Annotated in this window: 27 protein-coding genes; 17 read left to right on the top strand and 10 right to left on the bottom strand. The window is 63.3% G+C overall.

From position 1 onward, the window contains the following. Positions 1-44 precede the first annotated feature (44 nt). The 3 genes from BM186_RS01805 to BM186_RS01815 form a co-directional block, all read right to left on the bottom strand. The gene (locus BM186_RS01805) at positions 45-857 is read right to left on the bottom strand and encodes an SDR family oxidoreductase (RefSeq protein WP_072422806.1); all 813 of its coding nucleotides are present in this window, start codon (positions 855-857) and stop codon (positions 45-47) included. Positions 858-962: 105 nt separating this feature from the next. After that, on the bottom strand, positions 963-1,331 hold the full coding sequence (locus BM186_RS01810; RefSeq protein ID WP_074913258.1) for a DUF2784 domain-containing protein: 369 nt from the start codon (positions 1,329-1,331) through the stop codon (positions 963-965). A 6-nt stretch (positions 1,332-1,337) separates the two neighbouring features. Further along, positions 1,338-1,667 carry a DHCW motif cupin fold protein gene (locus BM186_RS01815; protein WP_074913259.1) on the bottom strand — a complete coding sequence of 110 codons (330 nt, stop codon included), beginning with the start codon at positions 1,665-1,667 and terminating at the stop codon, positions 1,338-1,340. A gap of 192 nt (positions 1,668-1,859) precedes the next feature. Here BM186_RS01815 and BM186_RS01820 point away from each other — a divergent pair, with 192 nt between their 5' ends. The 4 genes from BM186_RS01820 (at position 1,860) to BM186_RS01835 (ending at position 5,270) form a co-directional block, all read left to right on the top strand. Beyond that, the gene (locus BM186_RS01820; protein ID WP_021488318.1) at positions 1,860-2,084 is read left to right on the top strand and encodes a DUF2061 domain-containing protein; all 225 of its coding nucleotides are present in this window, start codon (positions 1,860-1,862) and stop codon (positions 2,082-2,084) included. Positions 2,085-2,243: 159 nt separating this feature from the next. Continuing rightward, a complete protein-coding gene (locus BM186_RS01825; protein WP_074913261.1) occupies positions 2,244-3,542 on the top strand; it encodes a serine/threonine protein kinase in 1,299 nt (432 codons plus the stop codon). Beyond that, positions 3,535-4,305, top strand: coding sequence for an MlaA family lipoprotein (locus BM186_RS01830; protein WP_074913263.1), 771 nt, complete (start codon positions 3,535-3,537; stop codon positions 4,303-4,305). The genes BM186_RS01825 and BM186_RS01830 overlap by 8 nt, the downstream gene beginning before the upstream one ends. 110 nt (positions 4,306-4,415) lie before the next feature. After that, a complete protein-coding gene (locus BM186_RS01835; RefSeq protein WP_074913265.1) occupies positions 4,416-5,270 on the top strand; it encodes a pirin family protein in 855 nt (284 codons plus the stop codon). Positions 5,271-5,276: 6 nt separating this feature from the next. Here the strand turns inward: BM186_RS01835 and BM186_RS01840 are convergent, their stop codons facing one another. Together BM186_RS01840 and BM186_RS01845 are read right to left on the bottom strand one after the other, a co-directional pair. Further along, positions 5,277-6,458, bottom strand: a complete 1,182-nt coding sequence (locus BM186_RS01840) for a patatin-like phospholipase family protein (RefSeq protein ID WP_072422821.1) — start codon at positions 6,456-6,458, stop codon at positions 5,277-5,279. Positions 6,459-6,493: 35 nt separating this feature from the next. Continuing rightward, on the bottom strand, positions 6,494-7,426 hold the full coding sequence (locus tag BM186_RS01845; protein WP_074913267.1) for a lipid A biosynthesis lauroyl acyltransferase: 933 nt from the start codon (positions 7,424-7,426) through the stop codon (positions 6,494-6,496). A gap of 216 nt (positions 7,427-7,642) precedes the next feature. Between BM186_RS01845 and minC the strand changes: the two genes are divergently transcribed. The 12 genes from minC to lpcA all read left to right on the top strand — a co-directional run bounded on the left by minC (position 7,643) and on the right by lpcA (position 20,023). Further along, positions 7,643-8,371, top strand: a complete 729-nt coding sequence (minC, locus tag BM186_RS01850) for a septum site-determining protein MinC (RefSeq protein ID WP_074913269.1) — start codon at positions 7,643-7,645, stop codon at positions 8,369-8,371. A 100-nt stretch (positions 8,372-8,471) separates the two neighbouring features. After that, positions 8,472-9,287, top strand: coding sequence for a septum site-determining protein MinD (gene minD / locus BM186_RS01855; RefSeq protein WP_021488304.1), 816 nt, complete (start codon positions 8,472-8,474; stop codon positions 9,285-9,287). Next, on the top strand, positions 9,284-9,538 hold the full coding sequence (gene minE, locus BM186_RS01860; protein ID WP_003241592.1) for a cell division topological specificity factor MinE: 255 nt from the start codon (positions 9,284-9,286) through the stop codon (positions 9,536-9,538). The genes minD and minE overlap by 4 nt, the downstream gene beginning before the upstream one ends. 148 nt (positions 9,539-9,686) lie before the next feature. Continuing rightward, positions 9,687-10,322, top strand: coding sequence for an RluA family pseudouridine synthase (locus BM186_RS01865; RefSeq protein WP_074913271.1), 636 nt, complete (start codon positions 9,687-9,689; stop codon positions 10,320-10,322). A 303-nt stretch (positions 10,323-10,625) separates the two neighbouring features. Next, complete coding sequence (locus BM186_RS01870) at positions 10,626-11,330, top strand: ABC transporter ATP-binding protein (RefSeq protein ID WP_072423737.1); 705 nt, start codon at positions 10,626-10,628, stop codon at positions 11,328-11,330. Beyond that, positions 11,327-12,541 (top strand): ABC transporter permease, encoded by a 1,215-nt coding sequence (locus BM186_RS01875; RefSeq protein ID WP_239690018.1) that lies wholly within the window; start codon positions 11,327-11,329, stop codon positions 12,539-12,541. The genes BM186_RS01870 and BM186_RS01875 overlap by 4 nt, the downstream gene beginning before the upstream one ends. Next, positions 12,534-14,018 carry a TolC family protein gene (locus tag BM186_RS01880; RefSeq protein WP_074913274.1) on the top strand — a complete coding sequence of 495 codons (1,485 nt, stop codon included), beginning with the start codon at positions 12,534-12,536 and terminating at the stop codon, positions 14,016-14,018. The genes BM186_RS01875 and BM186_RS01880 overlap by 8 nt, the downstream gene beginning before the upstream one ends. Continuing rightward, positions 14,008-15,273 (top strand): HlyD family secretion protein, encoded by a 1,266-nt coding sequence (locus BM186_RS01885; RefSeq protein ID WP_074913275.1) that lies wholly within the window; start codon positions 14,008-14,010, stop codon positions 15,271-15,273. Before BM186_RS01880 ends, BM186_RS01885 begins: the two co-directional genes overlap by 11 nt. Before the next feature lie 578 nt (positions 15,274-15,851). Next, a complete protein-coding gene (gene praB / locus BM186_RS01890; protein WP_074913277.1) occupies positions 15,852-16,370 on the top strand; it encodes an alkane oxidation protein activator PraB in 519 nt (172 codons plus the stop codon). Between the two features lie 99 nt (positions 16,371-16,469). Further along, positions 16,470-17,945, top strand: a complete 1,476-nt coding sequence (locus BM186_RS01895) for an outer membrane protein transport protein (protein WP_074913279.1) — start codon at positions 16,470-16,472, stop codon at positions 17,943-17,945. A 186-nt stretch (positions 17,946-18,131) separates the two neighbouring features. Next, positions 18,132-19,421 (top strand): M18 family aminopeptidase, encoded by a 1,290-nt coding sequence (locus BM186_RS01900; RefSeq protein ID WP_017678002.1) that lies wholly within the window; start codon positions 18,132-18,134, stop codon positions 19,419-19,421. Positions 19,422-19,435: 14 nt separating this feature from the next. After that, entirely contained in the window at positions 19,436-20,023 is a 588-nt protein-coding gene (gene lpcA / locus BM186_RS01905) for a D-sedoheptulose 7-phosphate isomerase (RefSeq protein ID WP_074913281.1), read from the top strand. Between the two features lie 9 nt (positions 20,024-20,032). Here lpcA and BM186_RS01910 read toward each other — a convergent pair whose 3' ends face one another. The 5 genes from BM186_RS01910 to BM186_RS01930 form a co-directional block, all read right to left on the bottom strand. Further along, the gene (locus BM186_RS01910) at positions 20,033-20,452 is read right to left on the bottom strand and encodes a group I truncated hemoglobin (protein WP_074913283.1); all 420 of its coding nucleotides are present in this window, start codon (positions 20,450-20,452) and stop codon (positions 20,033-20,035) included. Between the two features lie 2 nt (positions 20,453-20,454). Then, positions 20,455-21,306, bottom strand: coding sequence for a DUF3034 family protein (locus BM186_RS01915; protein ID WP_074913284.1), 852 nt, complete (start codon positions 21,304-21,306; stop codon positions 20,455-20,457). Between the two features lie 3 nt (positions 21,307-21,309). Beyond that, positions 21,310-23,649, bottom strand: a complete 2,340-nt coding sequence (locus BM186_RS01920) for a putative bifunctional diguanylate cyclase/phosphodiesterase (protein WP_074913286.1) — start codon at positions 23,647-23,649, stop codon at positions 21,310-21,312. After that, the gene (locus BM186_RS01925) at positions 23,636-24,322 is read right to left on the bottom strand and encodes a methylamine utilization protein (protein WP_162843925.1); all 687 of its coding nucleotides are present in this window, start codon (positions 24,320-24,322) and stop codon (positions 23,636-23,638) included. The genes BM186_RS01920 and BM186_RS01925 overlap by 14 nt, the downstream gene beginning before the upstream one ends. 138 nt (positions 24,323-24,460) lie before the next feature. Further along, positions 24,461-25,210 (bottom strand): helix-turn-helix transcriptional regulator, encoded by a 750-nt coding sequence (locus tag BM186_RS01930; RefSeq protein ID WP_004423396.1) that lies wholly within the window; start codon positions 25,208-25,210, stop codon positions 24,461-24,463. 245 nt (positions 25,211-25,455) lie between these two features. Here BM186_RS01930 and BM186_RS01935 point away from each other — a divergent pair, with 245 nt between their 5' ends. Then, a complete protein-coding gene (locus BM186_RS01935; RefSeq protein ID WP_074913287.1) occupies positions 25,456-26,160 on the top strand; it encodes a hypothetical protein in 705 nt (234 codons plus the stop codon). Positions 26,161-26,176: the final 16 nt, after the last annotated feature.

A 26,176-nucleotide genomic window follows, 5' to 3' on the forward strand; every position in this document is an offset into this window, starting at 1 on the left:
GCCATGCCAGGCAAGCCTGCAGGTGCAAATAACTGACCTTGTGGTCAGCTGACGGATTTGACCTTGCCACGCATTTTCTCGGCCATGCTGGCCATCTCGTCGTACAGCGCCTGAGGGTTCTTCTGCTTCAGCGCCCAGGCCATACGGCCCATTTCGTGGGGCAGGATCATGAAGCTGCCCTTGGCCATCTCATCATGGATGTAATTGGCGATATCTGCCGCGCTGATCGGTGAGCTCTCCAGCAGCTTGCCCACCTGAGCCTTCATCGCCGGAGTCGGGCCACGGAAGGAATCCAGCAGATTGGTCTGGAAGAACGACGGACAGACCACATGCACGCCGATCTCCAGTTGGCGCAGCTCTACCAGCAGACTTTCCGAGAGTGCCACCACGCCCGCCTTGGCGACGTTGTAATTACTCATTCCCGGCCCCTGCATCAGCGCGGCCATGGAGGCGATGTTGACGATCTTGCCCTTGCTCTTTTCCAGCAGCGGCAGGAATGCCTTGCAGCCTTTGACCACGCCCATCAGGTTGATCGAGATCTGCCAGTCCCAGTCCTCCAGTGACAACTCGCTGAAGAAGCCACCGGAGGCAACACCGGCGTTGTTGACGATGATATCGATGCCGCCGAACTGCTCCTCGCAGGCCTGGGCCAAGGCGGTCAGCTGGCTGTAGTCACGCACGTCGCAGCGACGGATGAAGCCGTCGCCGCCGGCCTCGCGCACCAGCTTGAGGGTTTCTGCCAGACCAGCCTCGTTGACGTCAGCCAGCGCCAGGCGCCAGCCCTCTTGCGCCCAACGCAGGGCAATTTCGCGTCCCAGGCCGGAGCCCGCGCCAGTGATCATCATGCGGTTTTGCATAGCAGCCCTGCCTTCAATGTTTGGTTGCAATGGCTGCCAGTGTAGCGAAGGCAATAAAGCTCCCGCGCCTTCATCAGACTTATGAATAGGCAGGGCAAATCGCGGTCAAGCCTTATTGCGCCAGCGCCAGATCAGCCAGGTGTAAACGGCCAGGTTGACCAGCACGACGATGGCACCCAACCCGATCTGGATCTGTGGCGTGAGCCCGGCCGGATAGATCAGCGGTATCAGGTAGTGCTCGATGAAGCCGCCGTCATAACCCGCCTGTCCGGCCATTCGGCGCAGCTGGTTTTCCCAGGGCGTCAGCGGGCACCCCAGATGCAGACACTCCACCACGATGCCCCAGGCCACTGCAGGCGGGTGTAGCCAGATCAACCGCGGCCAACGCAGCAGCAGCAAGCCACCCAGCAGCACGAACAGAATGAAGCTCAGGTGCACCAGTACCAGAGCGTCGGCAGCCATGCGCCAAAGCATCGCGGCTCAGTCCACCACGAACAGGCGCGCACCGGACGCTGTCGAGGAACGATGGGGCTCTGCACCATCAGCCACCTGGTAGCTCATGCCGGGCTTGAGCACGAATACCCGGCCATCCTCAAGCTCGGTGGTCAGCTCCCCTTCCAGGCACAACAGCACATGCCCTTTCTGACACCAGTGGTCGGCCAGATAACCCGGTGAATATTCGACCATACGCACACGCAGCGCACCGAACTGGCAAGTACGCCAACGTGCCACGCCACGCTCGCCCGGATGTTCGGTCACTGGTATCGCCGCCCAGTCCGTCACGCCAAAGGGAATATCACTGATCTGCATCGCCCGACTCCATCGAAATAGAGCGCCACCTTAACGCAGCCACCCCTGGGCGAAATAAATAGAAAGAGACTTTCCATAAGACAATATCAATTGACCACCACTATCAGGACCATGCAAAGGCCACATTTCCCGACACTGACGAACAGGACTAGCCTCTCTCACACGACGAAATGATTCTCAACGAGGTGCATCATGCTCAAGACCCTGACCTTCACCATCATGCACTTCTGCATCGCCTTCGCCGTTACCTACGCACTGACCGGCAGCGTTGCGGCCAGTAGCCTGGTGGCGGCTATCGAACCGCTGTGCAACTCCGTGGGCTTCTACTTCCACGAGAAGGTCTGGCAACGTTTCGAGCGCCGTCGCCAGCCGTCGGCGGAGCGCCCCAAGCATGCCTGGCTGCATCATCACGCCTGACTGAACAAGCCTGCAATCGGCCAGGCGCGGGGGACGCCTACCCCAGTTACTCAAGTTTTCCTGCGATAAGGCAGGATAGTCTGGCACTTTGCCCAGCTTGCTGCTGTCATAAGCCAGCTGTTCAATCCAGACGTTCTCTTATTCAAAGGGACTTACCACATGCCCAGCCTTGCCCGACTCGCCGCCTTGCTCGGTGGCCTAGCCTTCTGTGTCTCGGCGATGGCCGCCGATGTGGATGCGGAAAGCTATGGCTATCCACTGGCCAACCCGTTCGAAGCGACCATCGCCACCACACCGCCCGAACTGCGCCCGACGCTGCCGGCCGACGGCGACATCAGGCAGCGCGACTACTCGGTACGCCTGCGCCCGGACCGCGAATTCGAGCTGCTGGACAACTTCTGGCCGGTGACCAAGCTGCACTATCGCCTGGCCCAGCAGAAAGGCCGTGCACCACTGATCTTCATCATCGCCGGCACTGGCGCGCACTATGCCAGCGGCACCACCGAGTACCTGAAGAAGCTTTTCTACGGCGCCGGCTTCCATGTCGTGCAGCTGTCGTCGCCGACCAGCTATGACTTCATGGCAGCCGCCTCGCGCTCTGCCACGCCGGGCTACAGCCCAGACGATGCCGACGACCTGTACCGCGCCATGCAGGCCGTACGCGCCCAGCATCCGAAGCTGGAAGTCAGCGAGTTCCTGCTGACCGGTTACAGCCTCGGCGCGCTGCATGCCGCCTTCGTCAGCCAGATCGACGAAACCCGCCGCGCCTTCGATTTCAAACGCGTGCTGCTGCTCAACCCGCCGGTCAACCTCTACACCTCCATCACCAACCTCGACAAGCTGGTGCAGACCAAGGTCCAAGGCATCGACAACAGCACCAATTTCTATGATCTGGTGCTGGGCAAGTTGACCCGCTACTTCAATGACAAGGGCTATCTGGATATCAACGACGCCATGCTCTATGACTTCCAGCAGTCAAAAGAGCGGCTCTCCGACGAACAGATGGCCATGCTCATCGGCACCTCGTTCCGCTTCTCGTCGGCCGACATCGTGTTCACCTCGGACCTGCTCAACCGCCGCGGCCTGATTACCCCGCGCGACTACCGCATCACTGAGAGCACAAGCCTCACGCCATTCTTCCAGATGGCCCTGCGCTGCGACTTCGATTGCTATATCGCCGAGCAACTGATGCCCATGTGGCGTGCTCGCCACAATGGCGGCAGCCTCAACCAGTTGGTCGACAAGAGCAGCCTGTATGCGCTGGAGGACTATCTCAGAGGCAGCGACAAGGTCTCGGTGATGCACAACGCCGACGACCTGATCCTCGGCCAGGGCGACATCGGCTTTCTGCGCCGCACCTTTGGCGACCGCCTGACCCTTTACCCGCGCGGCGGGCACTGCGGCAACCTCAACTATCGCGTCAACAGCGACGCCATGCTGGAGTTCTTCCGTGGTTAAACACAGCACGCTCATCATCGCCCTGCTGCTGGGCAGCGGACAGGCACTGGCCGAAAGCAAGGTCGATGCCGACGGTTTCACCAACCCGCTGCAGAACCTGCAGTTCAACCCAGGACTGGATCAGCAGGAGTTCGAACGCGCCTCCAGTGACGCCCTGCAGGTCTATGACCCGCTGGAGTCGTGGAACCGCCGCGTCTATCACTTCAACTACCGCTTCGATCAATGGGTGTTCCTGCCCGTGGTCGACGGCTACCGCTACGTCACACCGAACCTGGTGCAGACCGGCGTGCACAATTTCTTCAATAACCTCGGCGAGATTCCCACGCTGGCCAACAGCGTGCTGCAGCTCAAGGGCAAGCGGGCGATGAACAGCACCGCGCGGTTGCTGTTCAATACCATCCTTGGTGTCGGCGGTATCTGGGACCCGGCGACAAAGATGGGCCTACCCCGGTTGAGCGAAGACTTCGGCCAAACCCTGGGCTACTACGGCGTACCCGCAGGGCCTTACCTGATGCTGCCGCTGCTCGGGCCATCGAACCTGCGCGACACCGGCGGGCTGGTGGCGGACTACAGCCTGGAGAATGCGGTCAATTACCTCGATGTGGCCGACGCCAGTCGCAGCAATCCCGGCATCACCGCACTACGCATCATCGACACCCGCGCCAATACCGGCTTCCGCTATGGCCAACTCAACTCGCCGTTCGAGTACGAGAAGATTCGCTACTTCTACCACGAGTCGCGCAAGCTGAAGATTGCCGACTGAGCCCTCGGCCATGCATCGAATTTATCGATGCATGGCCCGCAAAATTTCCACCCAAACATCGATTGAATGCGACTAGCATGGCGTCATTCCTACCTTTCAAGGAGCCCGCCATGACCTCGCAACGCCGCGTCATCAGCATCCAGCCAGGCCAACCCGCCTCGGACGGCGCCGGAGTGCGCCTCAACCGCGTGATCGGCGGACCGGGTCTGGAACGCTTCGACCCCTTCCTGATGCTCGACGAGTTCTCCACCGACAATCCCGACGACTACATCGCCGGCTTCCCGCCGCACCCGCATCGTGGTTTCGAGACCATCACCTACATGCTCGAAGGGCGCATGCGCCATGAGGACCATCTGGGCAACGTCGGCCTGCTCGGCAGCGGCGGCGTGCAATGGATGACAGCTGCGCGCGGCATCATCCACAGCGAGATGCCCGAGCAGGAGTCCGGCGCCATGCGCGGCTTCCAGCTGTGGCTCAACCTGCCGGCCAAGGACAAGTTGGGTGAAGCGGGCTACCGCGACATTCCAGCCACCGACATCCCGCGCATCAACACGGCGTCCGGCGCCGAGGTGGTGGTGATCGCCGGTGAATTCGATGACGGCGAGATCCGCCAGGCCGGCGCCGTGCAGCGTCCACACACCCAGCCTCAGCTGTTCGACCTGAACCTGCCGGCCGGCAGCCAGGTTTCACCGCGCCTGGCCGATGGTCAGCGGGTCATGCTGTACGTTTATCAAGGCCTGCTCGAGCTGCCCGAGGCCAGTACACAACCGGTCAGCGCCGGGCGTCTGGTGCGACTATCCGACGAGGGTGAGCTGCACCTGGCCAGCGCCCATGGCGCGCGGGTATTCCTGATCGCCGGCACACCACTGAACGAACCCATCGTCCAGTACGGACCGTTCGTGATGAACAGCCGCGAGGAAATCGAGCAGGCCATGCGCGATTTTCGTGATGGTGTGCTGGCCTGACGTGCCTCATGCGGAATGGGCGACCTCGGCCAACCCGAGAAAACGGCAGAGGTCGGCCTTGCGCGTCATCGCATCCTGATAACCCAACTCGATCAGTTCACTGCAGTAGCCGGGCTCGAACAGCAGGTAACTGAGTACGCCCGCACCACCGGCCTTGGTCGCCCCCGGGCCGCGCAGAAACAGTCGCAGCGCCTTGGGCAGCTCACGCTGATGGCGCGCGGCGATCTGATCCAGCGGCTGGCTCGGAGCAATCACCAGCACGTCCACCGGGTTCAAACCCAACCCACGCGGACGCCGCTCCGGCGGCACCAGTGCGCTCATCTGGTTGAGCCGTTCGAGCAGCTCGATGTCCGTCTCCAGATTGTCGATAAAGGTACTGTTGAGCATATGCCCGCCGATCTGCGCCAGGCTCGGCGGTCGAGTGCTGATCACGCGCGGTAGCGCGGCATCGGGTTCGAGCTGGGCGTTGCCGCTGACACCGATTACCAGCACGCGGCTGGCTCCGAGATGCAGTGCCGGGCTGATCGGCGCCGCCTGGCGCACTGCGCCGTCGCCAAAATACTCGCGGTTGATCTTCACCGGCGGAAAGATCAGCGGGATCGACGCACTGGCCAGCAAATGGTCAAGCTGCAGACGCGTTGGTACACCGACGCGACGATGGCGGAACCAGGGATCGATAGTGGCGCGGCCCTGATAGAAGGTCACCGCCTGACCACTTTCGTAGCCGAAGGCAGTCACTGCTACCGCCCGCAGCTGGCGATGGCGCACGGCCGCAGCGATGCCGGAGAAGTCCAGCTCGCGCTCCAGCAACTCACGCAACGGCGAACTGTCGAGCAAGGCCACCGGAACATCGCGCCCCAGGCCAAGCAGGCTATGACCAATGAAACGCGCCGCCTGACGCAGCACGCCGGGCCAGTCGCTGCGGTACACCATGTGGGTGTGAAAGCCTTGCCAGACCGAGGTCAGGCGCCGCACGGCTTCGCCGAACTGCAGCGCGCCACAGGCCAGGCCAACGGCATTGATCGCCCCGGCCGAGGTCCCGACAATAACCGGAAAGGGATTGTGCGAGGCGTCCGGCAACAGGTCGGCAATGGCTGCCAACACCCCGACCTGATAGGCCGCCCGCGCCCCGCCACCAGAGAGGATCAGCCCGGTAACGGGCGCATCGTGGCGGGCAATCACGGTCATCGAACGATCCTGTTTTTCGTTGCAGTATAGATGCGCTACTTGCGCTTACCGTACAGCTTCGGCTCGCCCTCGGGGCGCGTCTTGAAACGCCGATGCGCCCACAGGTACTGCTCCGGGCAGGCACTGACCACCTGCTCGATCCACTGGTTGATACGCAGGCAATCGGCCTCCTCGCTCTCGCCGGGGAAGCCTTCGAGCGGCGGATGGATCACCAGACGATAACCGCTGCCATCGGCCAGGCGCTGTTGGGTGAAAGGCACCACGCGCGCCTTGCCCAGGCGGGTGAACTTGGTGGTGGCGGTAACCGTGGCCGCCTGAATACCGAACAGCGGCACGAAGATGCTCTGCTTGCGGCCGTAATCCTGATCCGGCGCGTACCAGATCGCACGGCCGGCACGCAGCACCTTGAGCATGGCGCGAATGTCCTCGCGCTCGATGGCGCTGGCATCGAGGTTGTGGCGTTCACGGCCACGGCGCTGGATGTAGTCGAACAGCGGGTTGTCATGCTCGCGGTACATGCCGTCGATGGTGTGCAATTGACCGAGCAGCGCGGCGCCGATCTCCAGGGTGGTGAAGTGCACCGCCATGAGGATCACGCCCTGCCCCTCGGCTTGCGCCTGCTGCAGATGCTCGAGGCCTTCGACCTGCGCCAGTCGCGCCAGACGCGCCTTGGGCCACCACCAGCTCATGGCCATCTCGAAGAAGGCGATACCGGTGGAGGCGAAGTTCTCCTTGAGCAGGCGCTCGCGCTCGGCAGCGCTCTTGCCAGGGAAGCAAAGTTCCAGATTGCGCGCAGCGATCTGCCGGCGCGAGCTTGCCGTGCGGTACATCAGCCAGCCCAGTGCTCGCCCCAGTTTCAGCTGCAGACCATAAGGCAGTTGCACCACCAGCCACAGCAATCCGAAGCCCAGCCACAGCGGCCAGAAGCGCGGATGAAGAAAATAGGCGCGAAAGCGGGGGCGATCCATGAGACGTTTCCGATCACTTACAAAGCCGCGCATTCTAACGCAGTTTTCCCGACCGGCTCGCTGGCATCACTGCCGCAGGAGCAGGTCACGACAGCGAATCGACAGCCAAGCCTTCGCCTCGCCCCCGGCTCGCTGACGCGCGCGGCTTGCGGCATGCGGGCTATCTCGTTATAAGTCCGGCATCTTTCGACTCGCCAGAAGGCCCATCGCCCCACCATGAGCCAAGCCGACCTCCTCGCCCAAGACCCCGTATTCCAGCTCAAGGGCAGCATGCTCGCCATCACCGTGATGGAACTGGCGCACAACGATCTCGAACGCCTCGACGCGCAACTGACGGAAAAAGTCGCCCAGGCCCCGGCCTTCTTCAGCAACACGCCGCTGGTGCTGGCCCTGGACAAACTGCCGGAAGGCGAAGGTGAACTGGCCCTGGCCGAACTGATGGCCGTCTGCCGCCGCCATGGCCTGCGCACCCTGGCCATCCGCGCCTCGCGGGAAAGCGATGTCGCCGCTGCCGAAGCCATGGATCTGCCGGTACTGCCGCCCTCCGGTGCACGCGAACGCCTCCTCGATCCAGCGCCAAAGAAAATCGAAGAAAAACCGGCCGAACCCGAACACAAACCCAGTCGCATCATCACCAGCCCGGTGCGCGGCGGCCAGCAGATCTATGCCCAGGGTGGCGATCTGATCGTGCTGGCACCGGTCAGCGCCGGGGCGGAACTTCTCGCCGATGGCAACATCCATGTTTACGCGCCCATGCGTGGCCGCGCCCTGGCGGGCATCAAGGGCAACACCAAGGCACGGATTTTCTGTCAGCAAATGGGCGCCGAAATGTTGTCGATCGCCGGCCATTACAAGGTTGCCGAAGACCTGCGCCGCGACCCGCTGTGGGGCGATGCAGTGCACGTCAGCCTGTCGGGTGACGTGTTGAACATCACCCGCCTTTAACGGATACTGCGGCCACTTTTTACGGACACAAAAAGGGCATCTGGAAGCCTTTAACGGCCCCAGATTCCCGCGTTATCTTCATTTTTTGGGGTGAATCACCTTGGCCAAGATCCTCGTAGTCACTTCCGGCAAAGGTGGCGTCGGTAAAACCACCACCAGCGCTGCCATCGGTACCGGCCTCGCCCTGCGCGGGCACAAGACCGTCATCGTCGACTTCGACGTCGGCCTGCGTAACCTCGACCTGATCATGGGCTGCGAACGCCGCGTGGTGTACGACTTCGTCAACGTCGTCAACGGCGAAGCAACCCTGACCCAGGCCCTGATCAAGGACAAGCGCCTCGAGAACCTCTACGTGCTGGCCGCCAGCCAGACCCGTGACAAGGACGCGCTGACCCAGGAAGGCGTCGAGAAGGTCATCACCGAGCTGTCGCAGAATTTCGAATACGTGGTCTGCGACTCGCCAGCCGGTATCGAGAAAGGTGCTCACCTGGCGATGTATTTCGCCGACGAAGCCATTGTCGTGACCAACCCGGAAGTGTCCTCGGTACGCGACTCCGACCGCATGCTCGGCCTGCTGGCGAGCAAATCGCGCCGCGCCGAGAAAGGCGAAGAACCGATCAAGGAACACCTGCTGCTCACCCGTTACAATCCCGAGCGCGTCACCAAGGGCGAGATGCTTGGCGTCGAAGACGTCGAGGAAATCCTCGCCATTCGCCTGCTCGGCGTGATCCCCGAATCCCAGGCCGTGCTCAAGGCATCCAACCAGGGTATCCCGGTCATCCTCGATGACCAGAGCGATGCCGGCCAGGCTTACAGCGACGCAGTCGATCGCCTGCTCGGCAAGGACGTGGCGCACCGCTTCCTGGATGTGAAGAAGCAGGGCTTCCTGCAGCGCCTGTTTGGAGGTCGAGAATGAATATTTTTGACTTCTTGCGTTCGCGCAAGAAGGAAACCACCGCATCCATCGCCAAAGAGCGCTTGCAGATCATCGTTGCCCACGAACGTGGTCAGCGTAGCCAGCCGGACTACCTGCCTGCCCTGCAGCAGGAGCTGGTGGAAGTGATCCGCAAGTACGTCAACATCGAATCGGATCAGGTCCAGGTCGCCCTGGAAAACCAGGGCAGTTGCTCGATTCTGGAGTTGAACATCACTCTACCGGACCGTTGATCGAGGCCGGTTGCGCTCACGGCGGCTTCGGCCGCCGTGTTCGTTTGTAGTCATCGATAGCCTGCAGGAGCGAGCTCTGCTCGCGAATATCGGTAACCTGCATTTTTCGCGAGCAGAGCTCGCTCCTACCAGACCGTTGCGAACGCTCATGCCGCTAAGCCAGATCGAAATTCTCCACCAGGACGCCGCCCTGCTGGTGATCAACAAGCCCACCCTGCTGCTGTCGGTGCCCGGCCGCGCCGATGACAACAAGGATTGCCTGGTCACCCGCCTGCAGGAAAACGGCTACCCGGAAGCGCGCATCGTGCATCGGCTGGACTGGGAAACCTCTGGCATCATCGTCCTGGCTCGCGACGCCGACAGCCACCGCGAGCTGTCCCGGCAGTTCCACGACCGTGAAACCGAGAAGGCCTACACCGCCCTGTGCTGGGGCCAGCCACAGGCCGACAGCGGCAGCATCGGCCTGCCGCTGCGCTACGACCCGCCGACCAAACCACGTCATGTGGTCGATCACGAACTGGGCAAACATGCTCTGACCCACTGGCGCGTCATCGAGCGCTGCGGCGACTGGTGCCGGGTCGAGCTCACGCCCATCACCGGACGCTCGCACCAGTTGCGCGTGCATATGCTGTCCATCGGTCATCCGCTGCTGGGCGACCGCCTCTACGCCCACGAACAAGCCCTGGCCGCCCATGAGCGCCTGTGCCTGCACGCCAGCATGCTCGCCCTCACCCACCCGCAAACCGGCGAGCGCATGCGTTTCGAGTGCCCCGCGCCGTTCTGATCCTGCGCCTGCGCCGAGGCAGCCCGATGCCCTCATCCATCTCCTGTTCCGGCACGCTCAGCGCTCGACATGGAAGGTGTGAGCATCGGTAACACTGCCTGAGCGAACCAGAAAAAAGTTGGCTTTACAGACAAGTCAGCGCTGCCAATCCTGCTATCGGACATGCTCCTGTTGCGATCGTTTGCAGAAGGGCGACCGCCCTTTGATTTCCCGGAACAGAGCCTTATGGCATCGGCTCCGGGAAGTGCCTGACAAGGCGATGCTCAGTGGTTCATCGACATGGACGCAGGCAGTGGCATCGGGATGCTCGAAAACAATAACGAAGAACAGCTCATCCAGTTGCAGCGCATTGGCAAGCACTACCGGCTGGCCGACACGGCACTGCCCGTCCTGCAGGACGTGAATTTGCTGATCGAACGTGGGGACAGCTGCGCCCTCATCGGCCGTTCCGGCTCGGGCAAGAGCACCCTGCTCAACGTCCTGGGCCTGCTCGACCGCCCCGACACGGGCAGCTACCACCTCAATGGCATCGACGTCGCCCAGGCCAGCGCGGACGACCTGGCCGCGCTACGCAACCGCCTGATCGGCTTCGTCTTCCAGAGCTTCAACTTGCTGCCTCGGCTCAGTGCGCTGGATAACGTCGCCCTGCCCCTCACCTATCGCGGTATTGCCCCGAAGCTGGCCCGCGAGCAGGCACATGCCATGCTCGAGCAGGTCGGCCTGGCAGAACGCAGCAAGCACCGCCCGGCCAGCCTCTCCGGCGGTCAGCGCCAGCGCGTCGCCATAGCCCGGGCCCTGATCGGCGATCCCGCGCTGATCCTTGCTGATGAGCCGACCGGCAATCTGGATGCTGCCACGGCCCAGGACATCATGAAGCTGCTGATCGAGCTCAACCTGCGCCAGGGCGTCACCCTGGTCGTGGTCACCCATGACCCCGGCATCGCCAGCCGTCTGGGGCGTCAGATAGAAGTGCGTCAAGGGCGCCTGCACGAGTCGAGCGGCCAATGATCGCCGTCATGCCGGAAACTGGCGGCCCGACCGTCAGCCAGATCCTGGGCGAAGCCATCGGCAGCCTGCGCACCCTGGGCAGGCGCGCCTTGCTGGCCCTGCTGGGCATCGTCATGGGCAGTTGTTCGGTGGTCGCCCTGCTCAATATCGGCGGCAATGCCGCAACGCAATCGCTGGCGATCTTTCGCAACCTGGGCAGCGATATCCTGATCCTGCAGCTACCGCCCCTGACGACGGGGCATGACGGCCTGCCGCTGCGGCTGGATGCAGATTCGCTGCGCCAGGACATGCCCGCCATCGCCAACCTTGCGCCGGTGATGAGCTACGGCGCGCCGGCGATCTTCAATGGCCAGCAGAGCAATGCCAATATCATCGGCACCATCCCCGAACTGTTCACCGCCGCTGCTCTGTCCGTGGAGGCTGGCCGGGCGCTGTCGGGCTTCGATCGCCGGGAAACCTATGCCGTGATCGGTGCCTCGCTGGCACAGGCGCTGAGCCAACCCAACGCACCGCTCAAGCTGGGCGACCGAGTGCGCCTGCATGCCTATCAGTTCCAGATCGTCGGCATACTCAAGCAGGAGGCGCCCGGCCTGCTGCTGCCGTTCAATGCCAACGAAACCCTGTTCATTCCGCTCGAAGGCATGCCACGCCTCGATCCCAATGCGCGGCTCAGCCATGTAGTGGCCCGCGCCAACAGCGCCGAGCAGGTGCCACTGGCCGGTGAACAACTGGTCGGAGCCGTGACGCGACGTATCGCCGGCGATGTCCAGCCGAACCTGGTCTATGCGCAGCAGGTACTGGCAGGCATGCAGCAGCAAAGCCAGACCTTCACCTACCTGCTCGCCGCCCTTGGGCTGGTTTCCCTGTTGGGCGGCGGCGTGGGCGTGATGAACGTGATGCTCATGAACGTCAACGAACGTCGGCGGGAGATCGGCATACGCCTGGCATTGGGTGCACGCAGGCGCGACATCCGCAACCTGTTCCTGGTCGAAGCGGTGGCCTTGACCAGCGTCGGCGCGCTGTTCGGTGCGGCCCTGGGGGTGGCCGGCGGCTGGGGCTACGCGCAGCTCTCGGGCTGGGCATTCGCGCTGGAGCCTGGGGCTCTGCCTCTGGGGCTCGGCAGCACCGTGCTGGTTGGTCTGTTCTTCGGCCTGCATCCGGCCATGACCGCTTCACGCCTGCAACCTGTGGAAGCCTTGCGCGATGAATGAACGGCTGCTCCTCGCCGTACTCCTGGCCATGGCCTGCGCTCCTGCGCAGGCCTGGCGTGAGGAGCCGCTGACCCCTTCAGCGCCCAGCATGCCTGCCGCGCCAAACCCGATTCTGCTCAGCGAGCAAATGACAGATCTGTCCCTGCTCGATGCGGTCTTTCTCGGGCTGCGCAACAACCGCTCGATCAAGAGCGCCTATCTGTGGCGGGTCGCCGACAAGTTCGACCTGCGGGTAGCAGAGGACGTTTTCAGCCCTAAGCTGTATCTGTCCAGCTACTACCGGGCTTCTCGCAGCAGTGAGGACCGTGAGCGCCGTGGCGAATTCGGCGCGACCAGCACGCTGCTGAGCGAGTACGGCACCCTGTTCAGCCTCGGCTGGAGCAACAATCACAGCGAAGCCAACGAGGCTGGCTGGCGCCGCAACGACGGAGTCGACTTCAGCATCATCCAGCCGCTGTTGCGCGGCGCCGGGCGAGAGGTCACCACCGCGCCCCGGCAACTCGCCCGCCTCACCGAGCAGGCCAATCGCCTCGGCCTCAAAGCCAACATTTCGCAGACAGTCTCAACAATCATCTATGCCTACCGCGACCTGCTGCGGGCTCAGGAGCAACTGCGCATCGCCAAGACGGCACTGCAACGTTCCCGGGAGTTGCTGGAGGTCAACCGGGCCATGATCCAGGCCGGGCGCATGGCCGAATTCGATGCCGTACAGACCGAAGCCAGCCTGGCTACCCAGGAGCTGAGCGTGGAAGAAGCTGCCAATCAGGTGGATACCAGCCGCCTCGATCTGTTGCGCCTGCTCGCCCTGGATCTCTCCTCGCCGGTGCGGGCGACCGATTCCCTGCAGGCCGAAGCGATAGCGATCGACCCGAGCCTGGCCATACGTCTGGCCGAACAACAGCAACCCGATTATCTGCGCCAGTTGATCCAGCGCCAACAGGCGGACATCAACCTGCTGCTGGCCAAGAACCAGAGCCAGTGGGACCTCTCCGTCGAGCTCGGTGCCAACCAGGCCCGCGATCGCTATGGTTCATCCAATGACAGCGGCGGGGAGAGACGCTGGGACAGCTATGCCGGGCTGCGCCTGGACATTCCCATCGGCGACCTGAGCCGCCGCCAGGGCGAAGTGCATGCCCGGATCAACGTCGAGCATCAGCAACTGCAACTGGAAGAAAGCCGGCAGACGCTGATACGCAACGTCAAGGATGTGGTGCGTGACCTCGGCACCCGCTGGCGGCAATACGAGATCGCCCAACGCGGCGTGGAGCTGTCCCAGCGCAAACTGTCGATCGAACGGGACAAGCTGGCCGCCGGGCGCTCCAGCAACTTTCAGGTGCTCAGCTTCGAGAGCGATCTGCAGAACGCCGAGAACGCCCGTCTCAACGCGCTGATCGCCTACCTCAACGCACAGACGCAGTTGGATCTGACCCTGGGCATGACGCTGGAAAGCTGGGAGATCATCATCAATGACCATTGAATCGACGCGCCGGCGCAGGCTACGCCTGGCAATCGCCGCACTCGCCCTGCTGCTCGGCGTAACCGCGCCACTGCTCCTGCAGACCCGCCCGGACGCCAGCGTCGAGCCAGCCTCCGGACACTGGCAGGCCGTGCAACCCAGTGTCCTGGAACATCGCATCGGCCTGGTCGGGCGCATCGAGCCGGAGCGCACACTCACCATCAGCGCGCCCTTCAACGGCAATGTCGCCAGCCTCTTAGTCGAGCCGGGGCAACGCGTCGTCAAAGGCGAACGCTTGCTCGAAATGAACGCCAGCGAACTGGAGACACAGGTACGCGAAGCCCTCTCGACCCTGCTCAAGGCACGGCGCAACGTGCGTGAACTGCAGGACTGGGAAAACGGCCAGGAAGTCAGCCGCGCCCGGCGCGCGTTGCGCAGCGTGCAGATGAGCCTGGACGGCAACGAGCAGAAACTCAAGGAAACCCAGGCTCTGCACGAAAAGGGCATCGTGCCACGCAACGAGCTGGAAGACCTGCAAAGGCAGACCCAGCTCCAGCGCCTCGACCTGCGTGCGGCGCAAGCCGAACTGGAAAGCGCGCTCCAGCGAGGTCAAGGCGAATACCGACAAATCGCCGAAATGGAGCTGACCAATGCCGAGGTCAAATATCAGGCACTCAAGCAGCAACTGGCGTCGCGCGAGGTACTGGCGCCGTTTTCCGGCATCGTCGTGCAAGCGCCCGGCATCAGCGCCGAGGAGGTGGCCAGAGGCCCCATACAGGCCGGCAGCCGGGTCAGCCAGGGGCAACCCTTGCTCGGCCTCGCCAGCATCGAGGGGCTGAAAGTCATCGCTCGCGTCGCCGAACTGGACGTCAATCAGCTTCAGGAAGGCCAGCCGGTGGAGGTTACCGGCGACGGCTTCGAGGGGCAGCAGTTGCACGGCAGCCTGAAGGTGGTTGGCGGGCAGGCGCTCACCAGCACCTCCAGCGGCAGTGCGCAGTTCGAGGTGGTGGTGGTCATCCCCGCGCTGGATGAGGCCCAGATGCATAGGGTCAGGCTCGGCATGAGCGCCAAGCTGAGCATCCTCACCTATCACAATCCCGCAGCGCTCGTGGTGCCCAGCGCCGCCATGCGTCGCGCTGGGGGCAAGTGGCTACTCGACTACCGCAGCACACCCCAGCATCCCGTCAGCGTGGTCGAAATCGAGGCCGGTCGTTCGATGCCTGAGGGGCTGGAAGTCTTCGGACTCGAGCCCGGTTACGTACGAGTCCCCAACTGATCCCACCGCCCCATCCATTGGTATGGATCGGCGACAGGCGGTGTGTAGCTTCTTCCCGGTTACTCGCAGTTGATCGATCGGTCAGCAGTCCTACCCATCCTTGGCTGGGGTTTTCTTTCGCCACGGAAGATTACCTTAGAGGCAGACAACGAGCCCGCCGATTGCACCGCACGGTCTGCATATCGCTCAACTCGAACGGTCCTGCCAACACATAACGGGGAGCTTGAACCAGATGGAACTGCTCGCTAGGCAACTCTTTATTCGCTCCTGTTTTCTATCTGGGCGCAATCACATCACGCCTAGGCATGTTGCGGCCTCCCACTCTATTTCTTCAGCCATTACACCCGGCAAGAAATAAGGACGTTTCACCACGATTCGGCGAACTTTTGCTTCGCCTGCAAAACAGTCAACTGCATGCACATGGCGACACCTGCATGAAGTTAGCTGTATCCCGAGTGCCTGCCTGAAAAAACACTCGGGACTGTTCGGGAAGTTCGGGCTGGAAGAGATAGGTCAGTGTTTTGTTGTGCATCTCGTAACAGCCATACATACAACAACAATCTGTTAGTGAGGAAACAATGAAAAACCATAAACTGTTTGCCGCCATGGGAGCCCTGGTGATCGGCCTGGGTGTATCGAGCATGGCCTCAGCTGCCACCATTACCGGCTCCACCTTTACCGCGACCGGCACCATTGGCGTTTCCGGGCCGTCGTCCTTCGGCGCCACGGTGAACTGCAACGTCGTCTTCAATGGCAGCGTGGATGCTGGCGGTGCCAGCGCCAGCATCACCGGCGTAACCGTCAGCGGCAGTTCGCTGTGCACACAGGCGAAAATCACCGGCCTGCCCTGGACGCTGACCCCCACCACCAGTTCCGACGGTGGCAATACCTGGGCCGGCACCGTTTCCGGCGTGGGCTTCACCATTGCCGGAGCTCCTCCTCTTATCCCGGCTTCCAACTGCGCAGGCCCGACCACCATCAACGCGCAATGGATCAACTCCAGCAACAACCTGAGCATCACGTCCGCACAGTCCCTGGCGGGTGGCTGCACCGTACGCTCGCTGAGCGTCACGGCGCCGGGCATTTCGGTCAACTGATCCAATCGACCGACAAGAAGTAATAACTCGTACGCTTTTTGAGAAATTCCACAAGCGTGCGAGTTATCGAATAAAAGTTCTCCCTACAAGAGATCAGCCATGCAAAACAATAACAAAGCAGTATCTGCCAGAAGCTATCGAACACTCTGCATTGCCACACTGACCGGTTCGATTCTTATCACTTCACAAGCCCATGCCGGCGCATTCGGCGTACCAACTTACGGCACCCCTGGCTGGGGTCGTGCATTTGCTGGCGGTTCGATGTGGAAGAACGACCCCAGCGCCGCGTTCAATAACCCAGCGGCCATGGCCTTTATTGATCAGAATATTGCCCAGGTATCCGTGCACCACGCACGTGTCAGTTTGAAGTTCAAAGGTAATGTTTACGACTATCAAGGCGACTTGCGCGCGAATCGGGATTTTGAGCGTGATGCGGATGGCAACCCAACAGGCGGCATTATCGACAATGGCCCCATAACCAATGACGGCGGCCAAGGCGGCTTCGCTGCGGTGCTGCCCACCAGCTTCCTGGTCATGCCGATCAACGATCGGCTGAGCTTCGGCCTGAGCCAGGTAGTGCCCATGGGGGCAAGAACGACCTGGGATCGCGACTGGAAAGGTCAGGACTTTGCTGTCGATACCAAGATCGAAACGGTTGGTCTGACCGGCTCGCTGTCGTTCAAGGTCAACGATACCTTCGCGATTGGTGGTGGCGTCATCGTTCAGAACACCAAAGGCTTCATCAGTCAGAACATCGATCTTCTGGCCGCTGCTGGCACACCCACGTCAGAACTAAATATAGGCCTACCCTCGGGTCTCAGCGATGCCCTGATCCGTGTCAAGGTGGACAATACTTCCTTTGGCTGGTTTACCGGTATCGCCTGGAAACCCACCGACCGCGACACCCTGGGCCTCAATTACCATGCCCGGATTCGTAACAAGCTCGAGGGCAAGTACAACTTCTATGCGGATGAGTTCTCCCGGTTCCTGATGGACGACCCGTTCTTTGGAAGCGACCAGACAGCCGTCGAGCAGGCCTTTCCCGGCCTGAGCCTGAATTCAAATGGCGCCAATGCAAAGTCCCGCCTGGATGTACCTGCCAGCGCTACACTCGACTGGGTGCATGAGTTCAATGACCGTCTCTCACTGGGTGCCAGCGTCACCTGGACCCAGTGGTCATCATTCAAGAATCTCACCCTGAAATCCAACGGCAACACCCTGGTGGCAATCCCCTACAACTACAGGGATAGCTGGATGTACTCGATTGGCGGCGATTACCGCGCTACCGATCAGCTAATTCTGCGTGCAGGTGTCGCCCTGGATCAGACGCCAACGCGCAACTCCACCCGTGATGCTCGCATCCCCGATGGCGACCGCACCTTCGTCTCTTTCGGCGGCAGCTACCGCTTCGCATCCGAGCCGAACCTGAGCATCGACGCCGCCTACTCCCACCAGTTCGTCGACAAGGCGCGCCTGCGCACCGTCAACCAGGACCGCCTGGGCGGCGCCCGCATGGATGGTGAGGTGAAAGCTAAGGGTGACGTGTTCAGCCTCTCGGCCACCTACAAATTCTGATTTGCAGCGCACGGATACCGGCAGGTCGAGGCTCTGTCGGTATCCGCTTTTTTGTTCCGGGCGCCCATCACCCAATGCTGCCGTGCCGCACGCACTATTGCCGTTCTCTATCCGGGCCATGCACGCGCCGCTCTGCCAAGAACAGGCAAAACGGTTACACTGCGCCATCGCTGCCCGGAGTGATACATGCGCGAAGAACTGATTCAAGGCCTGCTCGATTTCCTCAACGCCTCGCCGACCCCTTTCCATGCCACCACCAGCCTGGCCATGCGCCTGGAAGCCGCCGGTTATCGTCACCTCGACGAGCGCGCAACCTGGCACACCGAAGCTGGCGGCCGCTATTACGTGACCCGCAACGACTCCTCGATCATCGCCTTCAAGCTTGGCAAGCGCCCGGCCGTGGACGGCGGTATTCGCCTGGTCGGCGCGCATACCGACAGCCCATGCCTGCGCGTCAAGCCAAACCCGGAGCTGCAGCGCCAGGGCTTCTTCCAGCTCGGCGTGGAAGTCTACGGCGGCGCCCTGCTCGCCCCCTGGTTCGACCGCGACCTGTCGCTGGCCGGCCGCGTAACCTACCGCCGCGACGGCAAGGTCGAAAGCCAGCTAATCGACTTCTATCAGCCCATCGCCGTGATTCCCAGCCTGGCCATTCACCTCAACCGTGAGGCCAACCAGGGCTGGGCGATCAACCCGCAGAACGAGCTGCCGCCGATCCTGGCCCAGCTCGCCAGCAGCGAAACCGCTGATTTCCGCGCCCTGCTCGCCGAACAGCTGGCCATGGAGCACGACTTCAACCCGGACGCGGTGCTGGATTACGAGCTGAGCTTCTACGACACCCAGAGCGCCGCCATCGTCGGCCTCAACCAGGACTTCATCGCCAGTGCACGCCTGGATAACCTGCTGTCGTGCTACGCCGGCCTACAGGCGCTGATCGACGCAGACGACGAGGAAACCTGCGTGCTGGTCTGCACCGACCACGAAGAAGTCGGCTCCTGCTCGGCCTGCGGCGCCGACGGCCCCTTCCTCGAGCAGGTACTGCGCCGCGTGCTGCCAGACGGTGACGCCTTCGTGCGCACCATCCAGCGTTCGCTGCTGGTATCGGCCGACAATGCCCACGGCGTGCACCCGAACTACGCCGACAAGCACGATGGCAACCACGGTCCCAAGCTCAACGCCGGCCCGGTGATCAAGATCAACAGCAACCAGCGCTACGCCACCAACAGCGAGACTGCCGGCTTCTTCCGCCACCTCTGCCTGGAGAACGAAGTGCCGGTGCAGAGCTTCGTGGTGCGCAGCGACATGGCCTGCGGCTCCACCATCGGTCCGATCACTGCCAGCCAACTTGGCGTGCGCACGGTCGACATCGGCCTGCCCACCTTCGCCATGCACTCGATTCGCGAGCTGGCCGGCAGCCACGACCTGGAGCACCTGGTGAAAGTGCTGACGGCCTTCTATTCCAGCCCTGAACTCCCTTGAGGTTCTGAGACGCGATGATCGAACATATCCGCAACAGCCTGCAGGAAGCCCAGCGCGCGCTGGAGGCCTTCCTCGCCAACGAACAGACCTTGAGCAATATCCAGAAAGCCTCCGAGCTGCTGGTCGAGAGTTTCGAACACAAGGGCAAGGCCTTTTCCTGCGGCAATGGCGGCTCGATGTGCGACGCCATGCACTTCGCCGAGGAGCTGACCGGGCGCTACCGCAAGAACCGTCCGGGCATCGCTGCCGTGTCGATCAGCGATCCCAGCCATATCAGCTGCGTGGCCAACGACTTCGGCTACGATTTCATCTTCTCGCGCTATATCGAGTCGCATGGCCGCGAAGGTGACGTGCTGATCGCCATCAGTACCAGCGGCAAGAGCCCCAACGTGGTCAAGGCCGCCGAGGCCGCCAAGACGCTGGGCGTGAAGGTAATCGCCCTGACCGGCAAACCCGGCTCACTGCTGGAAAGCCTGGCAGACGTGTGTATCTGCGCCCCGGGCGGCGACTTCGCCGACCGCGTTCAGGAACTGCACATCAAGACCCTGCACATCCTCATCGAGCTGATCGAGCGCAAGCTCAGCCCGCAGAACTACGCTTGAGCCCAGGCACTAGCGGTCGATCACCTGCCCGCGCATCGGTGCCAGGCGCGCCAGCAGGCGGTTCTGCGCCGGCGTCGACACACCCTCGGCGTCCATCGCGTCCTGCAGGTGCTCGACCAGGGCGTTGAAATCGCTGGGGGTCAGGCGCAGGCCCTTGTGGCTCTCCTCCATGCTGTCGCCGGTATAGACGCAGGGGCCGCCGCTCTCGAAGCACAGCTGTTCGATCAGTTTCTCTCGCAGGCGCTCAATGTCGATGTCGAGAAAGTGCCGGGCGATGCGCGGATCGCGCGCGGAGCCCAGCAGCATGCCTTCGACGATCCGCACGATACCGGGCTCCTCGCCCAGGGCGCGGTACAGGCCATCGTCACGCGGCGCCTGCTGGGCGCAGGCCGCCAGCAGCAGCGGCAGGCAGAGCATGGCCAGGCGCATGTTCAGAAACTCCCCTGCACGGACAGGTATACACCGTCCTGGTTGTCCAGCGTGGCGATCTCGCCGAGCCGCGCGTAGGCCAGCACCACAGCCAGGTTCTTGCTCGGGAAGTAGCCGACGAACAGATCGGCCCAGTCGCTCTCGCCGGCAAAGCTCAGGTTGTCGGGTTTTTCCCGATACTCGATACCCACTGCCCAGTGCCGATCCAGCAGCACCGCCACCGAGCCTTCCTTGAGCCAGGAATGGCGGTCGCGACGGTCGCCGCCGAAGCCCAGCAGGCCCAGTTCGTTGGCCCGGCTGTAGCGCAGGTTGGCGTTGAGCAGCAGGTTATAGCCGAATGCGCCGCCGAGAATCAGCCGGCTGGCCGCCAGGTAGCCGTCGCTGTCCTCGCGGCGCTGCGCGCCGACCAGGCTGGGCACCAGGAAGTCGCGCTGACGCTTGTGCTGCAGGCCGAGAGAAATCTGCGGCAGACGGTCGTAGATCAGGTCGCCGGCCAGGCGCAGCTTGAGGCCGAGCACGTCCTGGCTGAGGCTGTTGTCCGGCAGGCGCAGATCACGCGCCAGGGTGCCGAGGTCGAAGCGCTGGCGCGCGTAGGACAGCTCGATGCGGTTACCGTAAGCCGCCGCCACGCCGGCCACGTCGAGGCGGTAGTCGCCGGTCTCGACGCGGGTGACGAACACGTCCGCGCCCCATTCGCCGCGCTCTCCGTAACCAGCCAATACCGCCCAGGGCATGATCCCGCCGCCGGCGGCGCCCTCCAGGCTGGTGGCACCGCCGGTGACCAGCAGGCGGCCTTCGCCGGCAACTGCCAACTCGCCGCACAGGCACAGGCCCAACAGATAAGTGAGTCGCATGCTTCAGTGCACCTTGGCCAGAGGAGAGCGATACGGTTGCGCCAGCCAGGCCTCGAAAGCCTCGGCGGCCAGCGGTCGACTGATCAGATAGCCCTGTGCGGTATCGCAGTGCCAACGTTGCAAAAGATCCAGGCCGGACGCCAGTTCGACGCCCTCGGCCACCACCTTCAGGCCCAGGCTGTGGCTCATTTCGATGGTGGAACGAACGATCACCGAGTCCTCACTGTGATCGTCCAGCTCACGGATGAAACTCTGGTCGATCTTCAACTCCTGCACCGGCATGCGCTTGAGCTGCGCGAGCGAGGAATAGCCGGTGCCGAAATCGTCCACCGACAGGCCGATGCCGTAGCCGCGCAAGCCGTGCAGTACCTGCAACGCGCGCTCGGGGTCGAGCATCACTCCGCTCTCGGTGATTTCGAAGATCAATTGCTCCGGCGCCACCCGGTAGCGTGCCAGCAGTGCGCCAACGCGCCCCGGCAGCTCGGCGTCAAGCAGGTCTGTGGTAGAGATGTTCAGTGACAGCTGTACCCAGACGCCGCGCCCGTCCCACTCCTGCAACTGGCGCATGGCCTCCTCGATGACCCAGGCAGAGAGTAGCTGGATGCTGCCGGTGTGCTCGGCCAGCGGAATGAATTCACCGGGCGATACCATGCCCAGCTGAGGATGCTGCCAGCGCAGCAGCGCCTCGGCCTGGCGCACGAGGCCCTCGCGGATATCCAACTTGGGCTGGTAGTGCAGCAGCAACTGGCCCTGCGCGGCGGCGTGGCGCAGATCGCGGATCAGGCGGATCTGCCGCTGCTGGGCGGCGTCGCGGCCCTGCTGGTAGAGCTGCAGGCGACCGGGTTGCTGGGCGGCGTCCTGCATGGCGATGCGCGCACGGCGCAGCAGATCGTCCGGCGTGTCACCGTCGGCCGGGTAGGCGGCGATGCCGATACGGCAGTCCAGGGCGACGTCCATGGTGCCGATGCGCAGCGGCTTGAGCAACAGCTGGTGCAGGCGGTCGGCGCTGGCCACCGCGCTGTCGCCATCGCACTGTTCCAGCAGCAGGAGGAACTCGTCGCCCAGCAGGGGCGCCAGGCTGTCGCCGGGGCGCAGGGTCGCTTGCAGGCGCCGGGCCAGCTGCTGCAGGGCCAGGTCGCCGCCGCCCTGGCCGCAGCTCTCGTTGATCGCGGCGAAGTTGCCCATACCCAGGTACAGCAGCGCGGTGGGTCGCCCGGCGGTGATCGCGCTGCCCAGCCGCTCCAGGGCCAGGGTGCGGTTGGGCAGACCGGTCAGCACATCGTGCAGGGCGTTGTGCGCCAGCTGCCGCTCGCGCTCGGCGATGCCGCGCTGCATGTCATTGACCGCCAGCGCAAGCAGGCCAAGCTCGTCGCTGCGGGCCAGGGCCACCGGCTGTTGATAGTCGCCACGGCCGATGCGCTGGGCGGCAGCGGCCAGATCGCGCACCGGCCGCGACACGCTGCGTGCCAGCAACAGCGCGCCGACCAGCGAGGCGAGCATGGCCCCCAGGCTGATCAGCAGGATGCGCCGATCCAGCTGTGCGAACGCCGCCTCGGTTTCGCCGAGGGACTTGTGCAGCAGCGCCTCGACGCGATAGCCGGGGCCGCAGGCCAGTTGCAGATGCTGGCCGAAGTAATGCTCGCTGCCGCCGTCGAGACGCTGCGGCATCGCGCCGGCGGCCTTCATCTGCGCTTCCAACAGGGCCTGGGCGCTGGCCGGCAGAGTACTGATCCAGGTCGGCGCCGCACCGTCGCGACTGGCCACCAGGCTCAGCTCCAGGTGGGTCAGCTCACGCAGTTGCAGGGCGAATTCGCGGTCCACGGCAAAGCCCATCAGCACTCGGGCGATCGGCAGCGGTGCGCTCACTGTGGCATCCACCAGCAGATATATCTGCCTGCTGATGGGCAGCAGGAACAGCCGCGCCCCGTCGCGTTGTGGCAGCTGCAGCTGGCCGTCGAGACGGACCAGCGCCTCGGCGTCGATGTCCGGGTCGGTGCTCACCTGCAGGCTGCCGTCCAGCCCCAGCAGGAACACCGCGTCGGCGTTGATGCGCGCGCCCTGGTTGGCCAGTGCCGAGCGGATGGTCGGCGCATCGCCGCTGGCCACCGCCTCCTTGAAGCCGAAATCGGCCGCCAGTACCTGGGCGGCCTGCTGCAGCTGGTCGCTGCGCAGCGCCAGCAGTTGCTCGAAGACGAGACTGCCGACGTTCAGCTGCTCCTGCGCCTGGGCGCGCACTGCGGCATCGGTGGCGGCCTTCACCGCGACATAGAGGGCGCCGATCACCACCAGCAACAGCAGGATGAGGACGCCGCTGATGCGCGCCTGGAAGCTACTGCGCAGCATCTTCGGCGGCCTTCCTGAAAGCCTCGCCGAACGTGCTCGGCGCCGGCGGCGCGGGCGGCTCGGCAGGGCCGCTGCTGGCCAGGGTGAACCGCTGGCTCAGCGTCTGCGCCTGCACCTGCAGCTCGCCGGCGGACTGCGGCAACAATTGCGGATTACCCGGGTGCCAGAGGGTCACGGCGTAGCGACCGGCCGGCAGCCCGGCGATGGTCGCGCGACCGTTCTCGTCGCTGACGGCGAACCAGGGATCGTCGGTGACATAGATATAGCCAAGCATCCAGTCGTGGATATTGCAGCCCAGCACCACCAGCCCAGGCTTGTCGAACAGCACCGGCTCGCTCGGCGTACCCTGGTACAGGCGCAGCTCGAAACGCTTGGCCGGCGAAAAGGAGTAGACCTGATGGCGGATATCGTCGCTGTTGGGGAAGGACACCAGGGTGCCGGTACGAACCGCCAGCACATGGGGCTGGAACTGCTTGTCGCGCTGATCCATGAGCGCCGACGTTGGAGCCTGGGATCCGTCCAGCGGGCCGTTCAGGCTGATCACCGCATCGGCCAGCGGTTGGCCGGCGGTGTCTAGCAGATCGGCATGCAGCGCAGCGGCATGCGCCGGGCCGGGCAGGACCAGGGCGGAGAACAGAACGAGGGGGAGCAGGCGGGAATTGCGACCACTCATGCGCGAGCCTTGGCCCGAGCCGGCGGCCGGGGCGTCCACAGGATTACATGCCATCTTGGCAACCGAGTTTGGCGTACGGAATTAACAGCCTAGCTGGCCGGCGGCGAACCGGCCAGCAGCAATTGGCCAGCAGCGGCGCTATGCAGCGCGCAGACGTTTCGGGGTCAGGCCCATATAGCGGCGCATGGCTGTGGTCAACGCACTCTGGCTGGAGAAACCACATTCCTCGGCGATACGCACCAGCGGCAGATTGCTCTCGCGCAGCATGCGCGCGGCGCGGTCGAGGCGGGTCTGGAGCAGGTACTGGTGTGGCGTGAGGCCGACGCTGTCCTTGAACTGGGCGTGGAAGTGGCTGGGGCTCAGGCACATCTCGTGCGCCAGCTCGGCGACGCTGATACGCCGCGCCAGGTGCTCGCCGATGTAATCATCCAGGCGCTGCAGATCCAGCGCCCCTTGCGGCTGCCGGCGCTGCTCGCCAAACAGACGCAGGTGCAGAGCACGGAGCAATACGCCGCCGAGAGAACGCGCGAGGATGGAGTCGCTGCCGTAGCGCTCCAGCTCTGCGCCGGCATAGCTCAGCAGGTGCTGAAAATCGACATCAAGGGCGGGATAACGCGGTGTTTCGAACAGACGGTGGAGCAGCTCCAGGTCTTCGCTGGGGGTGTCCTGTTCGTCCAGATCGAGAATCAGCATGCGGTTGTCGCCCATGCCGGCGAACTGGTGGGCGGCATCGCCCGGCACCAGGCAGGCGCGCATACGGCAGACTTCCCCACCGCGGCCGCCGACCTCGAATTCGGCGCGGCCGACCAGGGACATCACCAACTGGTGATGATCATGGGCATGTTCATGGGCCTGTTCATCCAGGCGGATCACACGGGCTTGCAGCATCGCAAAAGACTGGCAGCACGAAACAAGGGTTGCACTTTACTCCTTTCCAAAGAAAAACGCCGCAACCACCTATCAGCGAAATGGTTGCACCTATAGCAACCAACGCACCAATTCGCAGCTCTGGACAGCTTCAGGCCCTATTACCGTGCACCCGATCAATCCCGCTGAACCGCATTACACAACCTCCGACGAATGGCAGGAGAGTTGCTTCGCTACTCTCGACCGCCCCTGACAAGCGAACCCCGATGAGCGATGCCGCCCTCATTTTTCTGGCCCTGCTGGTCGCGCTGCTCACATTGAGCTACTGGCTCACCCACCGCGCGGAGAATCGCCAGTTGAAAGCCAGCAAACAGGCGGACACCGAGATCGTGCAGCGCTGCCTCGACCTGCTTCAGGCTCTGCAGAAACATCGTGGGCTGGGCGCACAGCAGGACGCCGCGAGCGTCGCGCAGCGCAATACGCAGGCGCAGCAGCTGGATCAGCTCTGGCTGAATTGGCCCGGCGCCAGCATGCAGCTCCCTCCCCTGCAGCAACACTGGCCGCAGTTACGCCGCAAACCCGCTGACTTCGATGCCCACTGCCGACTGATCGAAACACTGCTGACGGTGATCGAACAACTCGAAGATCGCCTCTATCGTCAACATCACCCCAGAATTCGCGGGCTCGGCGAGGCCTGCCGCTCGCTCGAAGACCTTGCCAGGCTGCGCGGCCTGGCGGTACGCGCGGCCAATTACGAGCGGTGCCCGCCTGGGCTGCAGATGCAACTGCGCTTTCTCTGCAACCGCATGCTCGATCAGGAGCAGGACTCGCATCTGCTCGCGCTGATCGAGCGCCTGCAGAGTGACCTGATCGAGTCGGCACAGATTCGCCTGGCGCCCGGTGAGTGCTTCGCCCTGCTCACCCCACTGATCGAGCAGCGCCTGCAAGGCATTCGCCTGAGCCTCGACTGAAACGTTGAAAAAATCC

This window comes from Ectopseudomonas toyotomiensis (assembly GCF_900115695.1).
In the GTDB taxonomy this organism is placed as follows: Bacteria; Pseudomonadota; Gammaproteobacteria; order Pseudomonadales; family Pseudomonadaceae; genus Aquipseudomonas; species Aquipseudomonas toyotomiensis.

Bases quoted from the DNA above. Each gene is read 5' to 3' on its own strand.
- BM186_RS01805 (WP_072422806.1), bottom strand. From the start codon at position 857: ATGCAAAACCGCATGATGATCACTGGCGCGGGCTCCGGCCTGGGACGC.
- BM186_RS01815 (WP_074913259.1), bottom strand. From the start codon at position 1,667: ATGCAGATCAGTGATATTCCCTTTGGCGTGACGGACTGGGCGGCGATA.
- BM186_RS01930 (WP_004423396.1), bottom strand. From the start codon at position 25,210: ATGCTGCAAGCCCGTGTGATCCGCCTGGATGAACAGGCCCATGAACAT.
- BM186_RS01915 (WP_074913284.1), bottom strand. From the start codon at position 21,306: ATGCGACTCACTTATCTGTTGGGCCTGTGCCTGTGCGGCGAGTTGGCA.
- minE (WP_003241592.1), top strand. From the start codon at position 9,284: ATGAATATTTTTGACTTCTTGCGTTCGCGCAAGAAGGAAACCACCGCA.
- BM186_RS01835 (WP_074913265.1), top strand. From the start codon at position 4,416: ATGACCTCGCAACGCCGCGTCATCAGCATCCAGCCAGGCCAACCCGCC.
- BM186_RS01895 (WP_074913279.1), top strand. From the start codon at position 16,470: ATGCAAAACAATAACAAAGCAGTATCTGCCAGAAGCTATCGAACACTC.
- BM186_RS01885 (WP_074913275.1), top strand. From the start codon at position 14,008: ATGACCATTGAATCGACGCGCCGGCGCAGGCTACGCCTGGCAATCGCC.
- lpcA (WP_074913281.1), top strand. From the start codon at position 19,436: ATGATCGAACATATCCGCAACAGCCTGCAGGAAGCCCAGCGCGCGCTG.
- BM186_RS01840 (WP_072422821.1), bottom strand. From the start codon at position 6,458: ATGACCGTGATTGCCCGCCACGATGCGCCCGTTACCGGGCTGATCCTC.
- praB (WP_074913277.1), top strand. From the start codon at position 15,852: ATGAAAAACCATAAACTGTTTGCCGCCATGGGAGCCCTGGTGATCGGC.
- BM186_RS01920 (WP_074913286.1), bottom strand. From the start codon at position 23,649: ATGCTGCGCAGTAGCTTCCAGGCGCGCATCAGCGGCGTCCTCATCCTG.
- BM186_RS01875 (WP_239690018.1), top strand. From the start codon at position 11,327: ATGATCGCCGTCATGCCGGAAACTGGCGGCCCGACCGTCAGCCAGATC.
- BM186_RS01865 (WP_074913271.1), top strand. From the start codon at position 9,687: ATGCCGCTAAGCCAGATCGAAATTCTCCACCAGGACGCCGCCCTGCTG.
- BM186_RS01925 (WP_162843925.1), bottom strand. From the start codon at position 24,322: ATGAGTGGTCGCAATTCCCGCCTGCTCCCCCTCGTTCTGTTCTCCGCC.
- BM186_RS01825 (WP_074913261.1), top strand. From the start codon at position 2,244: ATGCCCAGCCTTGCCCGACTCGCCGCCTTGCTCGGTGGCCTAGCCTTC.
- BM186_RS01935 (WP_074913287.1), top strand. From the start codon at position 25,456: ATGAGCGATGCCGCCCTCATTTTTCTGGCCCTGCTGGTCGCGCTGCTC.
- BM186_RS01880 (WP_074913274.1), top strand. From the start codon at position 12,534: ATGAATGAACGGCTGCTCCTCGCCGTACTCCTGGCCATGGCCTGCGCT.
- BM186_RS01845 (WP_074913267.1), bottom strand. From the start codon at position 7,426: ATGGATCGCCCCCGCTTTCGCGCCTATTTTCTTCATCCGCGCTTCTGG.
- BM186_RS01910 (WP_074913283.1), bottom strand. From the start codon at position 20,452: ATGCGCCTGGCCATGCTCTGCCTGCCGCTGCTGCTGGCGGCCTGCGCC.
- BM186_RS01900 (WP_017678002.1), top strand. From the start codon at position 18,132: ATGCGCGAAGAACTGATTCAAGGCCTGCTCGATTTCCTCAACGCCTCG.
- minC (WP_074913269.1), top strand. From the start codon at position 7,643: ATGAGCCAAGCCGACCTCCTCGCCCAAGACCCCGTATTCCAGCTCAAG.
- BM186_RS01810 (WP_074913258.1), bottom strand. From the start codon at position 1,331: ATGCTTTGGCGCATGGCTGCCGACGCTCTGGTACTGGTGCACCTGAGC.
- BM186_RS01870 (WP_072423737.1), top strand. From the start codon at position 10,626: ATGCTCGAAAACAATAACGAAGAACAGCTCATCCAGTTGCAGCGCATT.
- BM186_RS01820 (WP_021488318.1), top strand. From the start codon at position 1,860: ATGCTCAAGACCCTGACCTTCACCATCATGCACTTCTGCATCGCCTTC.